This window comes from Variovorax sp. PBL-E5, from assembly GCF_901827185.1.
In the GTDB taxonomy this organism is placed as follows: domain Bacteria; phylum Pseudomonadota; class Gammaproteobacteria; order Burkholderiales; family Burkholderiaceae_C; genus Variovorax.
Window position 1 is genome coordinate 140,985 of sequence record NZ_LR594673.1, and the last position, 12,978, is coordinate 153,962.

The 12,978-nt window shown below is 64.5% G+C and carries 12 protein-coding genes; 9 read left to right on the forward strand and 3 right to left on the reverse strand.

The features are described 5' to 3' along the window. Positions 1 to 125: 125 nt before the first annotated feature. Complete coding sequence (locus WDLP6_RS32560; RefSeq protein WP_162595414.1) at positions 126 to 1,496, forward strand: dihydroorotase; 1,371 nt, start codon at positions 126 to 128, stop codon at positions 1,494 to 1,496. Positions 1,497 to 1,506: 10 nt separating this feature from the next. Continuing rightward, positions 1,507 to 2,766, forward strand: coding sequence for an NAD(P)/FAD-dependent oxidoreductase (locus tag WDLP6_RS32565; protein WP_162595415.1), 1,260 nt, complete (start codon positions 1,507 to 1,509; stop codon positions 2,764 to 2,766). A gap of 50 nt (positions 2,767 to 2,816) precedes the next feature. Here WDLP6_RS32565 and WDLP6_RS32570 read toward each other — a convergent pair whose 3' ends face one another. Continuing rightward, entirely contained in the window at positions 2,817 to 3,512 is a 696-nt protein-coding gene (locus WDLP6_RS32570) for a nitroreductase family protein (protein WP_162595416.1), read from the reverse strand. 146 nt (positions 3,513 to 3,658) lie between these two features. On the opposite strand from WDLP6_RS32570, the gene WDLP6_RS32575 reads away from it, so the two are divergent. The 3 genes from WDLP6_RS32575 to WDLP6_RS32585 all read left to right on the forward strand — a co-directional run bounded on the left by WDLP6_RS32575 (position 3,659) and on the right by WDLP6_RS32585 (position 6,181). Beyond that, positions 3,659 to 4,546, forward strand: a complete 888-nt coding sequence (locus WDLP6_RS32575; RefSeq protein ID WP_162595417.1) for an IclR family transcriptional regulator — start codon at positions 3,659 to 3,661, stop codon at positions 4,544 to 4,546. Positions 4,547 to 4,657: 111 nt separating this feature from the next. Continuing rightward, positions 4,658 to 5,428 (forward strand): class II aldolase/adducin family protein, encoded by a 771-nt coding sequence (locus tag WDLP6_RS32580; RefSeq protein ID WP_232077657.1) that lies wholly within the window; start codon positions 4,658 to 4,660, stop codon positions 5,426 to 5,428. A gap of 309 nt (positions 5,429 to 5,737) precedes the next feature. Continuing rightward, positions 5,738 to 6,181: a hypothetical protein gene (locus tag WDLP6_RS32585; RefSeq protein ID WP_162595418.1), complete on the forward strand. Its 444-nt coding sequence runs from the start codon at positions 5,738 to 5,740 to the stop codon at positions 6,179 to 6,181. A gap of 31 nt (positions 6,182 to 6,212) precedes the next feature. Here the strand turns inward: WDLP6_RS32585 and WDLP6_RS32590 are convergent, their stop codons facing one another. Next, a complete protein-coding gene (locus WDLP6_RS32590) occupies positions 6,213 to 6,863 on the reverse strand; it encodes a TetR/AcrR family transcriptional regulator (RefSeq protein WP_162595419.1) in 651 nt (216 codons plus the stop codon). A 161-nt stretch (positions 6,864 to 7,024) separates the two neighbouring features. Between WDLP6_RS32590 and WDLP6_RS32595 the strand changes: the two genes are divergently transcribed. The 4 genes from WDLP6_RS32595 to WDLP6_RS32610 are packed head-to-tail and all read left to right on the forward strand — an operon-like array spanning position 7,025 to position 11,764. Next, positions 7,025 to 7,828: an SDR family NAD(P)-dependent oxidoreductase gene (locus WDLP6_RS32595; RefSeq protein ID WP_162595420.1), complete on the forward strand. Its 804-nt coding sequence runs from the start codon at positions 7,025 to 7,027 to the stop codon at positions 7,826 to 7,828. Between the two features lie 40 nt (positions 7,829 to 7,868). Next, positions 7,869 to 9,002 carry a DUF5938 domain-containing protein gene (locus WDLP6_RS32600; protein WP_162595421.1) on the forward strand — a complete coding sequence of 378 codons (1,134 nt, stop codon included), beginning with the start codon at positions 7,869 to 7,871 and terminating at the stop codon, positions 9,000 to 9,002. Positions 9,003 to 9,015: 13 nt separating this feature from the next. Continuing rightward, positions 9,016 to 10,566, forward strand: a complete 1,551-nt coding sequence (locus WDLP6_RS32605; RefSeq protein ID WP_162595422.1) for an AMP-binding protein — start codon at positions 9,016 to 9,018, stop codon at positions 10,564 to 10,566. 7 nt (positions 10,567 to 10,573) lie between these two features. Then, entirely contained in the window at positions 10,574 to 11,764 is a 1,191-nt protein-coding gene (locus WDLP6_RS32610; protein WP_162595423.1) for a lipid-transfer protein, read from the forward strand. A 29-nt stretch (positions 11,765 to 11,793) separates the two neighbouring features. Here WDLP6_RS32610 and WDLP6_RS32615 read toward each other — a convergent pair whose 3' ends face one another. After that, positions 11,794 to 12,978, reverse strand: a complete 1,185-nt coding sequence (locus WDLP6_RS32615) for an acetyl-CoA C-acyltransferase family protein (RefSeq protein ID WP_162595424.1) — start codon at positions 12,976 to 12,978, stop codon at positions 11,794 to 11,796.

Sequence of the window (12,978 nt, forward strand, 5' to 3'; positions counted from 1 at the left end):
CATTGAGGTCAAGCCTTTCGGAGCCCTCCTTCGCACGAAAGAGGCCAGCCGCCTTGTTCATGGCGGCCGAGATCGCGCGGTGAGCGGGATCGGTATTTTTTCGCGAACGTTCTGGAGACCATCGCATGAAGTTCGATTGCATTGTCCGTAATGGCATCGTTGTCTTCCCCGACCGCGGCGAGGGCCGGGTCGACCTCGGGATAGTGGGCGGAAAGATTGCCGCCATCCTTGAACCCGGTCTGCCGAACACCGCCAGCGAGACGATTGACGCCGCGGGCAAGTTTGTCTTCCCGGGGCTCATCGATGCCCACATGCACTTCGGGATCGCCGGCAGTCCCGACGAGTACGCCACCGAGACCGGCGCCTCGGCCCAGGGCGGCTTCACGACCGTGCTCGGATACCTGCTCAATAGCGTTCCCTATTCCGAGACCTTCCCGAAGCAGAAGGCCTTGGGCGAAAGCCAGGCTCACATCGATTTCGCCTACCACTTCGGCATGGCGAAAGAGGAGCATCTGGAAGAAGTGCCCCGCTACGTCGAAGAATTCGGCGTGACGTCCTTCAAGTATTTCACGAACTTCAAGGGAGACGAGGGCCTCTACCTTGGCCTCACAGGAGCCGATGAGGGCTTCATGCTCGATCTCATGCAAGCGGTTGCCCGATATCCCCAGGCGAAGCTATCGATCCATCCCGAGAACATCGAGATTGTTCGGCGCACACGCGCCAAGCTGCAGCGCGAAGGGAAAGATTCATTGCGAGCCTGGAGCGAATCCAAACCCACGATCAACGAAGCGCTGGATACGGTCAAGGCGCTGTACGTCGCGAAACAGACCCATTGCTCCATCTATTTTGTACACGTCACCAGCCGACTGGCCCTCGACGAAATTCGGGCGTTTCGTCGTCATTCGAATCTCGTGCACGCCGAGACCTGCCCGCAATATCTCACCCACACCATGGACTCCGACATCGGAAGCATGGGTAAGGCCAATCCCCCGCTGAAAACAGCAGACGACGTCGAAGCACTCTGGGAAGCGATCGCCGACGGCACGATCCAGGTGGTGGGCGCGGACCACGTCGCGCGCAAGAAGGCAACAAAGGAAAAGGACATCTGGCAATCGTCGCAGGGCTTTCCGGCCACGCCGACGATTCTCCAGGTCTTGCTCAGCGAGGGCTATCACAAGGGGCGGCTGAGCCTGCAACGTATCGCTCAACTTCTTTGCAAGGATCCGGCAACCATCTTTGGCATCGGCGACTTCAAGGGCGATATTGCGATCGGATATGACGCGGATCTCACGATCGTCGATCTGCAGATGGAAAAGATCATGCGGGCCCAGGATTTCGTCTCCTTCGCTGACTACAGCCTCTACGACGGCTGGTCACTCAAAGGGTGGCCCATCCTGACGATGGTGAGGGGAACGACCGTCATGCGGGACGGCGCACTTGTCGGCAGCCCCGGCCATGGCCGGTTCATCGCGCGCAAATCGACGCGTATTGACTGACAACGACGCCATGATCAAAGCAAACAACAACGCATCGCGTCGGGTGGTCGTTATTGGCGGTGGCATCGTCGGCATGCTGACCGCCTGGAACCTGATTCGCACGGGCTTCGAGGTCACGCTCCTCGAGCGGGAAGTATTCGGACTGGGTTGCTCCACCGGAAACGCCGGCAGTGTGAGCGCAGGGTCCGTCGCCCCGCTGGGCATGCCTGGGATGTGGAAACAGGTTCCCGGTTGGATGCTTGATCCGGATGGGCCTCTGCATATTCGAGGCGACCATGCCATACAAGTCTTGCCATGGCTCGTTCGTTTCCTCGCAGCGTCCAAGCCTGACAGTGTCGAGCGAATATCGCATGCCTTGAAGGCGCTCACAGCTCCTTCGATTCAGATTTATCAGGACGTCGTCGATCAGATCGGCGCGCGATCTCTCCTTCAGGTGACCGGTCAGCTCCAGGTCTACTCGAGCGAGGAAGCACGCCAGAAGGATGCGGCAGGCTGGTCCTTGCGCCGCGCACGCGGCGTGACCGTCCAGGAAGTGTCCCGAGGCGAAATCAGAGATCTCGAGCCAGCGATCGCACCTGCCTTTACGCATGGCATCTATCTTCCCAACGAGGGAATGATCATTAATCCGTCGCGACTCATCAGAGAACTCGGAGCCTCGATTCAGAAGAACGGCGGGGTCATCAAAGAGGTCGCGGTGCGCGGCTTTGAAATCGATGCAAGCAAGAACGTACGAATCCTTGCCGGCAATGAAACGATCGATGCCGATCACATCGTGGTGGCCGCGGGAGCTTGGTCTCTTCCCTTCGCCTCACAGTTGGGCGACATCGTGCCACTGGAGTCCCAACGCGGCTATCACGTCATGTTTTCCGATTCAGGCGTGGAGATCAAGCGCCCGGTGGTTGCTTCGGAGACAAAGTGCTTTGCCACACCCATGGAGCAAGGCCTTCGCGTCGCTGGAACGGTGGAGTTCGGAAGCCTGACGGCCCCGACCAACTCGCGTCGCGTGGAGGCGCTCCTCAGGCATAGCAAAGCCCTGTTTCCTAGCCTGCGTGCGGCAAAATACAGCGAGTGGATGGGAAATCGCCCATGCCTGCCTGACTCACTTCCGGTTATTGGGCGCTCATCCAACTATCCCTCGGTCTACTTTGCGTTCGGCCATGGGCACCTGGGAATGACGTGTGCGCCGATGACTTCAAAGGTAATTACCGATCTTATTGCCGGCAAGACACCGGCGATCGATATTCAAGCCTATCGGGCTGACCGGTTCTAAGTGAGATCCAGGAGCAATCCTGGATCCGCAGACCGCTCTCTCGAGGGCGGCTACTCGGAACGCAGTTGCCAGACAACAGCTGACAACGGCAGTCGTTCACGAGGAGGGCGAACGATGCCTGGCCAGCCGAGAGTCACCAGTGACTGGGCTGTCCAATTCCGCGGTGCACCGATCACTTGCGTGACTGCGTCACTGCAGAACAGCGGGGCGCACATGATGCAGGCACCAAGACCTTCCGCGTGCGCGGCCACGAGAAGGTTTTGAGTGGCCATTGCAGTGCTTTGAACGCTCATCTGATACTCGGCCGCCTGGCGCTTGGCGTCCGGATACGCGTCCATGTCCTCCATGGTGACGAACGAAAACACCAGCACGGGTGCCTCGCAAATTCGACTTCTGGATCGCGCGACATCGGCCTCGACATCGCCGTGGGTGTCGCCATCGGCGAGCCTGTCCGCGCGCAGTTTCGCTCCCATGGCTTCTGCAATTCGCTGTTTGGGGCTCGCTTCAGTGACCACCACGAAGCGCCAGGGTTGCCGGTTGTGAGCGGAGGGCGCCGCGACGGCGGCACGAAACAGACGATCCAGGACGTTGTCCTCGACGGCGTCGGGTGCATATCTCCGCACGGACTGCCTTGTTTGGGCAAAGACGTGGTGGTCTGCAACGGGGACCGACTCGACGGTCTCACGTTGCCACGGGGTCAAGACTCCGAGCGGTTTCAAGTCGGAAATGGCAGCAAGATGATTCACAGAAGCCGATCATCGCAGTGCTCCCTGTCGCCCGTACGCAGGGGCATCAATACTCGATATACTTTGATCTTATTGCGATACCGTCAAGGCGTCAACGATGCCTGAAGCCGCATACTAGACACCAAATTTCAGCCGAATGGAGATGTATGGCAGCCCGCCCTGGCGAAGACCGCACAGCCGCCCCCCTCGAAACCGAAGATTCCACAGGTGATGCCGCGAACGAGGAGAGAACCTCGGGAAAGGCTGAAAGCGGCCTTTTTGTCGGATCCGTTGAAAAGGCGTTCGAGGTCTTGCGCATTCTCGGCACCTCGCCAATTCCCATGGGCCTGTCCGAAGTGGTCAAGGTGACGGCGATGGGGAAGAGCTCGGCTCAGCGCTTCCTGCATACGCTCACGGCGCTCGGATATGTGAACCAGGACAAGGAGACCAAGGCCTATTCGATCTCCGCACAGATTCTGGATTTGGCGCAGTCGTACCTCGGAGCCGAAGGCTTGCGGGAGAAGGCGTCGCACTTCCTGCGAGCTGCCAACCTTCAGACTGAAGAGACGATCAATCTCACGCTCCTCGATCGGTTGAGTGTCGTGTACCTGATGCGCTATCCAGGCTTCCATCAGATCAGCGTGGACCTGTCCATAGGCTCGAAGTTGCCGGCCTTCTGTACCGCGCCCGGTCGTACGATCCTGGCGTACATGGAGGAGGTCGAATCGAATTGGATCCTCGAGAAGTCCGACATCAAGGCCTATACGCCCTACACCATCACTGACAAGCAGAAGATCGTTGGCACCTTCAAGCAGATCAGGCGCAACGGCTACTTCATCAGCAATCAGGAGGCTTTCGTTGGCGATATCTCGGTCGCTGCACCCGTCTTCAATTGGGCCGGACGCATTCTTGCAGCAGTGAACATCGCGGTCCCGACGTCGAGGTGGAGCGTGAAAGAAGTGGCAGCCAAACTCATGCCGATCGCGGTGAGAACCGCCTCCGAGATTTCCGCCGCGCTGGGTCACCCTTCGAGCAAAGCGCTGTCCAAAGGATAGCGGCGGCAGAGGGGCCGGCGCCGCTTGCGTAAGTCAGAGGTTCTCTATACGATACAAAAATATCGCAATGCCGGTGCCATTGCGTTCAACAACTTTTCGTAAGGAGCCGTCGTGGGAAGTTATGGAACGGTGCGTTCGCTCGCGGAACTCAGCCGCGGCCCCCAGGCAGCCTCGGAGCATGAGCTGCGCGTACAGCTGGCGGGGACCTATCGGCTCTTCGCATATCTGGGCTGGGACTACCTCATCTTTGGACATATCACGGTCGCGGTTCCCGGACCAGATAAGCACTTCCTGATCAACCCATTCGGCCTCAGATTCGATGAGGTCACTGCGTCGAACCTCGTGAAGATCGACGTGGACGCGAACATCGTCGAACCCAGCAAGTACCCGGTGAACCCGGCTGGATTCTTTATCCACGGCGCGATTCACCAAGCCCGCGAAGACGCTGTTTGCGTGATGCACACGCACACTACCGCGGGCATGGCCATGGCGGCGTCAGACACGGAAATCCTGCCCGTGGATTTCGCGGGTTCCGCTGCGCACGGGCGCGTGAGCTACCACGACTTCGCCGGGGTTCATGCGGATGCATCGGACTGCGCCGCACTGGTCGAAAGTCTTGGCGATCGAAACTATCTGCTCCTGCGTAATCACGGCCTGCTGACGTGCGGTACTTCGATTGCGCGGGCGTTCCAGCGCCTCTATTGGTTTGAAACTGCGTGCCGCGTGCAGACCAGTGCGCTCGCGATGAACGTCCCCATCCGAAAAGTGTCTGCCGATGTGGCCGCAAAACATGCCCAGGTGCTGGATGGCGATGATGGCGAACTCACGCTGGCTGCCATGCTGCGGCTGATGGAAAAAATCGATCCCTCGTTCAAGGACTAGGCGCGCAGCGCCTTGGCCGGGCTGGGGGCTCGATCAAGGCCGATCGTCACCGGATAGCGCAACACCTGCAAACCCACGTGGGCGTCCAGTCAGGAGCGCACGCGTAGGATGTGAGCCCACCCCAGAAAGCGCTTCCATGTCCGGTACCCAGATACTCGTTTCCTTGGCCCTCTGTGCCTTGGTCGTCATGATCGTCATGGCGGTCCGCGAGGGCCGCCGCGCTCCGACCGCCAGGCCGGACCGCAAGCCTTGAGACCCAGCGCGATCGAGGCCGGCAACGCCGGGGCCCGGCTGAACGACAATGTGTCGATGCGATTCCTGATTTTCATCCTGGTGGGCATGGCGCTGCTCGCCTCCATACTCTGGCTCGGCGACAAGATCACGCTGCAAGGCGAGCGCACCGTCTACACCGTCGACTGCCAGCAGGGCAGCTGGCAGGGGCAGCGTTGCAATGGGCGCATGGTCGCCGCGCACCGGGTGCGCTTTCGCATCCTCAAGGCGCACCGCGAAGTGCTGGTCTGGAACGCCGGCGGTTCGGAGACCTCGGGCAAGTTCACGGACTGCGAGATCAAGGACGGCCGCAACTGGAAGTGCCAGCTCCGTCCCGATGCGCCCTCGACGGTCACGCACCAGATGGTCCACGGCCAGCCGATCCCCGATCCGGCCAGCGGGAAACCCCTCCACACCGTCGCCAAGTGGCACTGGTGGCTGTTGCGTTGGGGGCTGTCGCTCGGCCACGAAGCCGGCCCTTGAATCGTGCCGGGGCTCGGATTCAGCCCTTCATTCAGGCCATGGCCACCTTGCGCTTGCGCGCCGGCGCAGCCTCCGGCGGCGTGATGAGCTGCGCGACGATCAACCGGACGCTGGCCTTCATCGAGGCGATCGCCTTCCTGTCGCCGGACAGGTGCCGCAGCAGGGCCTGCTGGAACACGCCGTCGAACATGGCGTAGGCGAGGTGGCTGGGAGCGCCCACGGGCGCGCCGGCGAGTTCCGCGAGGCGCAGCATCACGCGCCAGATCATCTTCTCCAGGCTCTTGTCGATCGCCGCCACGTCGGCGCGGAAGGCCTCCTCGAACAGCGACTGCGAGCGCAGGTCGTACCAGAGGCGATGCATCGAGGATTCGGTGCGCAGCGTGTCGCCGAGCGCGTCGGCGAAGCCTTCGAGCAGTTCGTCGAAGCGGGTCGCGGTGGCCGTCACCTCGTCGTAGCGCGTCACACAGCGCGCCTTGTACTGCCGCACGCTGCACAGAATCAGGTCGATCTTGTCGGTGAAGTAGTAGTGCAGCACGCCATGCGAGAACGCCGAGTTCTGCGCGATCTCGCGCAGGCTGGTGCGCGCGTAGCCCAGTTCGCCCAGGGTCTGCAGCGCGGCTTCGCCGAGCTCGGTGCGGCGCTCGGCGAACTTGTCATCCGGCTTGCGTAGGGTCTTGTCCATGCCGAGATTGTAGAGAGCCGGAGCACGGCTTGCCTAGGGCGCCGAGCGCGCCGGATTCGTGCGCTTGACGGTTGCCCAGTATTTTCTTGACAGTCGTCAAGACGACTCCTACGATCCATTCGCGCTCCTTGACGGGCGTCCAAAAATCACAGGAGACAGACATGACGAAGTTCGATCTGACCGGCCGCAGGGCCCTGGTCACGGGGGGCGCACGCGGCCTCGGCGAAGGCATGGCCCAGGCGCTGGCGGCAGCCGGTGCATCGGTGATGATCGGCGACGTGCTCACGTCGATCGGCCGCGACACGGCCGGCAAGCTCTCGGCCGGTGGCGCGAAAGCCGGCTTCGTGAAGCTCGACGTGACGCTGGAAGACGACTGGCTCGCCGCCGTCAAGGCCACCGTCGAGACGCTCGGCGGATTCGACATCCTGATCAACAACGCCGGCATCGAGGTCACCGCGCTGGTGGCCGACATCGACCCCGCCACGCTGCGCAGCATGCTCGACGTGAACATCGTCGGCACGGCGCTCGGCCTGAAGCACGCATTCCGCGCCATGCGCCCGGGCGGCAGCGCGGGCAAGGGCGGTGCGGTGGTCAACATCTCGTCGGTCGCGGCCACCATCGCCTTCCCCGCGATCGCCGGCTACTCGGCCACCAAGTCGGCCGTCGACCGCCTCACGCGCGTGGCCGCGATGGAGGCTGGCAAGCTCGGCTACGGCGTGCGCGTGAACTGCATCTACCCGGGGCTGGTGCCCACCGAGATGGGCATGAAGCTGGCCGCCGACGTGGTCGCCGCCGGCCTGTTCCCGTCGCCCGAAGCGGCGGTCGGCGCGATCGTCGAGCAGACGCCCGCGGGCCGGCTCGGCGAGGTCGCCGACATGGCCGACGCGGTCGTGTTCCTGTGCTCGGACGCGGCGCGCTTCATCACCGGCGCGGGCCTGCCGGTGGACGGCGGCATGGGCATGTGACAAGCGGCAGCACGCACCAACGAACAAGGACGAGACGATCATGAGCAACACGAAGAAGCCCGTCGTGGTCTACGGCGCCTCCGGCTACACCGGCCGGCTGGTCTGCGAGTACCTGCGCGAGTACAACATTCCCTTCATCGCTGCGGGCCGCAGCGCGGACAAGCTGAATGCGGCGATGAAATCGAACGTCGCCGGCATCGAGACCGCGAGCTACGAAGTGATCGAGGTGCCGCACACCGTCGAAGCGCTGACCGAGCTGTTCCGCGGCGCGTCGGTGGTGCTGAACACCGTCGGCCCGTTCGCCCGATTCGGGCCCGAAGTCGTTGCCGCCTGCCTGGCGTCCAAGTGCCACTACACCGACACCACCGGCGAGCAGGACTGGCTCATCACGCTCGACGAGCAGTTCGGTGCCAAGTTCGCCGAAGCCGGCCTCTTGCTGTCGCCGGGCCTCGCGCAGATGTACACCACCGGCGAGATCGCCGCGCAGCTGTGCCTGGAGACGCCGGGCCTGGACACGCTGGACATCGCCGTGTTCTGGGGCGGCAGCCCGACCATCGCCTCGACGCAGACCATCCTCGTCAACGCGGCGACCTCGAAGGCCTTCTACCTCGAACAGAATCGCTACGTCGAATGGCAGCCCGATGCCGGCCTCTACAGCCTGTCGATCCCGGGCCAGCATGAAGCCGCATTGGCGCTGCCGTGGGGTGGCACCTCGCACCCCGTGTGGTTCAAGAAGGATCCGCGCGTGGCCAACGTCAAGGTGCTGGGCGGTGTGTTCAACAAGCCGCTGATGCTGGGTGTGCCGCAGATCGTCGCCGCCGCGCTGAAGGCCACCGAAGGCATGAACCCCGACGACCGCTACGCCGCACTGGCGCAGACCGCGGCCGGCGTGATGAACACGATGCCGCCGCGCGAGAACCCGCGCATCAACAAGTCGGTGGATTCGGTGCATGCATCGGGCCCGCTGGCGCGCGCGCACTGCGTGATCTTCGGCAACTGCAATTACAAGCAGACCGGACTGCTGCAGGCCTTCGCCGCTGCGGCGCTGCTGCAGCAGGCGCCAAGACGCGTCGGCTTCGCCTCGGGTTGCCAGGCCTTCGGCCATCACGAGTTGCTGGGCGCGCTGCGCGGCTTCGGCCTGGTGCAGGCGCCGGTGCTGAGCGTGCACCACTGACCGGAGCCCGCGCATGCGCCTGATCGACTACCTCGACAAGGGAGCCATGCTCGGCGAGGACGCACCCTGCCTGACGATGGGCGCCACGGACCATTCGTACGGCGAGGTGCAGCGCATCAGCCACCGTGTCGCGCGCGCATTGCAGCGCGCGGGCATCGCGCCGGGCGACAAGGTGGCCGTGCTCTCGAGCAACGATGCGTTGGCCTTCGCCTGCGTATTCGGCATCTCGCGCGCGGGCGCGGTGTGGTGCCCGGTGAATCCGCGCAATGAAGCCTCCGAGAACCGCTTCGTGCTCGACGCGTTCGACTGCAGCTGCCTGATCTTCCACAGCGCCTATGCGCCGATGGTCGAGCAGATGCGCGCGAACCTGCCGAAGGTGCGGGTGTTCGTCTGCCTCGATGCGGTGCAGCCCTTCGCGCCGTCCTGGGCGCAATGGGTCGAGGGCGTGGGCGCCGCGCCGCTGGAGATCGCCACGGTCGACGATCTGGCGATGATCGCCGGCACCGGCGGCACCACCGGCCAGCCCAAGGGCGTGATGCTGTCGGGCCGCAACCTGGAGACGATGTCGGCGCTGACCCTGATGGGCTATCCCTTCGACGGCCGCCCGGTCTATCTCGCGCTCGCGCCGCTGACGCATGCGGCCGGCGTGCTGTGCCTGCCGGTGATGGCGCTCGGCGGCCGCGTGGTGATCATGCCGAAGGCCGATCTGGGCGAGTTCCTTGCGCTCGTCGAACGGCACCGCGTCACCCACACCTTCCTGCCGCCGACGCTGATCTACATGCTGCTGCAGCACGAGAAGCTGGCGGCGACCCGGCTCGATTCGCTGCAATGCTTCTGGTATGGCGCGGCGCCGATCTCGGCCGCGCGGCTGGAGGAGGCGCTTTCGAAGATCGGCCCGGTGATGGCGCAACTCTTCGGCCAGACCGAGGCGCCGATGATGATTTCGACGATGGCGCCGAAGGAACACTTTCACGCCGACGGTTCGGTGGCGCGCGAGCGCCTCTCGTCGGCCGGCCGTCCGGGTCCGCTGGTGCAGGTCGCCGCGATGGATGGCGAAGGCCGGCTGCTGCCGGTCGGCGAGACCGGCGAGATCGTGATCCGCAGTTCGCTCGTGATGAGCGGCTACTACAAGGACGCGAAAGCGACCGAGGAAGTCGGCCGCTTCGGCTGGCACCACACCGGCGACATCGGCCGGCTCGATGCCGACGGCTTCCTCTACATCGTCGATCGCGCCAAGGACATGATCATCACGGGCGGCTTCAACGTCTATTCGGTGGAGGTCGAGCAGGCGCTGATGCAGCACCCCGACGTGCAGGACAGCGCGGTCATCGGCCTGCCCGACGACAAGTGGGGCGAGAAGGTGGTCGCGGTGCTGCAACTGCATGCGGGCCGCAGCGTGCAGCCCGATGAGATCGTTGCCTTCGTGAAGGCGCGCATCGGCAGCGTCAAGGCGCCGAAGCGGGTGGAGATCTGGCCCGACCTGCCGCGCTCCAAGGTCGGCAAGGTGATGAAGAAGGACATTCGCGCCGAGATGCTGGCCCGGCAGGCCGGCCGGGCGCATTGAGGAACCCATGGCAAACAAGGACAAGGCATTCATTGCAGGCGTCGGGATGATTCCCTTCGTGAAGCCCGGCGCCAACGAACCGTACCCCGCCATGGCCGCGAAGGCCGGCCAACTCGCGCTGGCCGACGCGGGCATCGGCTTCGACGCGATCGAGCAGGCCTACGTCGGCTATGTCTACGGCGATTCGACCAGCGGCCAGAAGGCGGTCTACGCATTGGGCATGACCGGCATTCCGATCTTCAACGTCAACAACAACTGCTCGACCGGCTCCACTGCGCTGTTCCTCGCGCGCCAGGCCATCGAGAGCGGCGCCGCGGACTGCGTGCTCGCGCTCGGCTTCGAGCAGATGAACCCCGGCGCACTCGGCACGGTGTTCAACGACCGGCCGAGCCCGTTCGAGGATTTCGACCGCGAGGCCGCTGAACTGGTCGACATGCCCGAGCTGCCGCTCGCGCTGCGCTACTTCGGCGGCGCTGGCCAGAGCCACATGCGCAAGTACGGCACGCCGCTCGAAGCCTTTGCCAAGGTGCGCGCCAAGGCCAGCCGCCATGCGGCGCGAAATCCACTCGCGCTGCTGCGAAAGGAACTCACGGTCGACGACGTGATGAACGCGCCGATGCTCTGGCCCGGCGTGCTCACGCGGCTGATGGCCTGCCCACCGACTTGCGGCGCCGCGGCTGCTGTGCTGGTGTCGAAAGCGTTCGCCGCGCGCCATGGACTGCGCGCCGGTGTCTTCATCGCGGCTCAATCGATGACCACCGACAAGCCCGATTCCTTCGACAGCCGCGACATGATGCAACTCGTCGGCTACGGGATGAGCCAGGCCGCGGCGCGCAGCGTCTACGCGCAGGCCGGCATCGGCCCGCAGGATCTCGACGTGGTCGAACTGCACGACTGCTTCGCGCAGAACGAGCTGATCACCTACGAGGCCCTCGGCCTGTGCGCGGAAGGCGAGGCCGCCGCATTCATCGACGCGGGCGACAACACTTATGGCGGCAAGGTCGTCACCAACCCGTCGGGCGGTCTGCTGTCGAAGGGCCATCCGCTCGGCGCCACCGGCCTCGCGCAGTGCTACGAGCTGACGCACCAGCTGCGCGGCACGGCCGAGCAGCGCCAGGTGCCGAACGCGCGCAACGCGCTGCAGCACAACCTTGGGCTGGGCGGCGCCTGCGTCGTGACGCTGTACCAGGGCCGTTGAAGAAGCTGCGGGCGGCGCGCCGCCCGGAGTCAGACGCGCTCGAAGATCGCGGCGATGCCCTGGCCGCCGCCAATGCACATCGTGACCAGCGCGTAGCGCCCGCCGGTGCGGTGCAGCTCGGCGATCGCCTTGGTCGTGATGATCGCGCCGGTCGCGCCCACCGGGTGACCGAGCGAGATGCCCGAGCCGTTGGGGTTCACCTTGGCCGGATCGAAGCCCAGTTCCTGGATGACCGCGCAGGCCTGCGCGGCAAAGGCCTCGTTCGACTCGATGACGTCCAGATCGCCGACCTTCAGGCCGGTGCGCTCCAGCACCTTGCGCGTGGCCGGCACCGGGCCGATGCCCATGTACGCCGGCTCGACGCCCGCATGCGCGTAGCCCACGAGACGCGCCAGCGGCTTGAGCCCGAGCGCTTTCACGCGCGCGCCCTCGGCCAGCACCACGGCGGCCGCGCCGTCGTTGATGCCCGAGGCATTGCCGGCGGTGACCAGGCCGTCCTTCTTGAACGCGGGCTTCATCTTCGCGAGCGTCTCGACCGTGGTGTCGGCGCGCACGTGCTCGTCGGTGTCGAACACGACGACGCCCTTGCGCGTCTTCACCTCGACCGGGACGATCTGTGCCTTGAAGCGGCCGGCGGCGATGGCGGCCGCGGCGCGCTGGTGGCTCGTGGCCGCGAGCGCGTCCTGCTGGTCGCGCGTGATGCCGTAGCGTGCCGCGACGTTCTCCGCCGTGATGCCCATGTGCATCTTCTCCCACGGGTCGTGCAGGATGCCGAGCATGTAGTCGACCAGCACCGCGTCGCCCATGCGCGCGCCATAGCGTGCCGAGGTATCGAAGTAGGGGCCGCGGCTCATCGATTCGGAGCCGCCGCCGATGGCGATGTCGCAGTCGCCGAGCGCAATCGCCTGCGCGGCCGACACGATCGCCTGCAGGCCCGAGCCGCACAGGCGGTTGACGTTGAAGGCCGGCGTCTCGATCGGGCAGCCGGCATCGATCGCGGCGACGCGGCTGAGGTAGGCGTCCTTGACGTCGGTCGGGATCACGTTGCCCATCACCACGTGGCCGATCGCATCCGGCGCGACGCCGCTGCGTTCGATGGCGGCCTTGACGGCGGTGGTGGCCAGCTGTGTGTTGGGCACGTCCTTGAGCGCGCCGCCGAAGGTGCCGATGGCGGTGCGGGCGGTGCCGACCACGAAGATGTCGCGTGAGGTCAT

Bases quoted from the DNA above. Each gene is read 5' to 3' on its own strand.
- WDLP6_RS32560 (WP_162595414.1), top strand. From the start codon at position 126: ATGAAGTTCGATTGCATTGTCCGTAATGGCATCGTTGTCTTCCCCGAC.
- WDLP6_RS32585 (WP_162595418.1), top strand. From the start codon at position 5,738: ATGCGATTCCTGATTTTCATCCTGGTGGGCATGGCGCTGCTCGCCTCC.
- WDLP6_RS32595 (WP_162595420.1), top strand. From the start codon at position 7,025: ATGACGAAGTTCGATCTGACCGGCCGCAGGGCCCTGGTCACGGGGGGC.
- WDLP6_RS32590 (WP_162595419.1), bottom strand. From the start codon at position 6,863: ATGGACAAGACCCTACGCAAGCCGGATGACAAGTTCGCCGAGCGCCGC.
- WDLP6_RS32565 (WP_162595415.1), top strand. From the start codon at position 1,507: ATGATCAAAGCAAACAACAACGCATCGCGTCGGGTGGTCGTTATTGGC.
- WDLP6_RS32605 (WP_162595422.1), top strand. From the start codon at position 9,016: ATGCGCCTGATCGACTACCTCGACAAGGGAGCCATGCTCGGCGAGGAC.
- WDLP6_RS32575 (WP_162595417.1), top strand. From the start codon at position 3,659: ATGGCAGCCCGCCCTGGCGAAGACCGCACAGCCGCCCCCCTCGAAACC.
- WDLP6_RS32610 (WP_162595423.1), top strand. From the start codon at position 10,574: ATGGCAAACAAGGACAAGGCATTCATTGCAGGCGTCGGGATGATTCCC.
- WDLP6_RS32600 (WP_162595421.1), top strand. From the start codon at position 7,869: ATGAGCAACACGAAGAAGCCCGTCGTGGTCTACGGCGCCTCCGGCTAC.
- WDLP6_RS32615 (WP_162595424.1), bottom strand. From the start codon at position 12,978: ATGACCTCACGCGACATCTTCGTGGTCGGCACCGCCCGCACCGCCATC.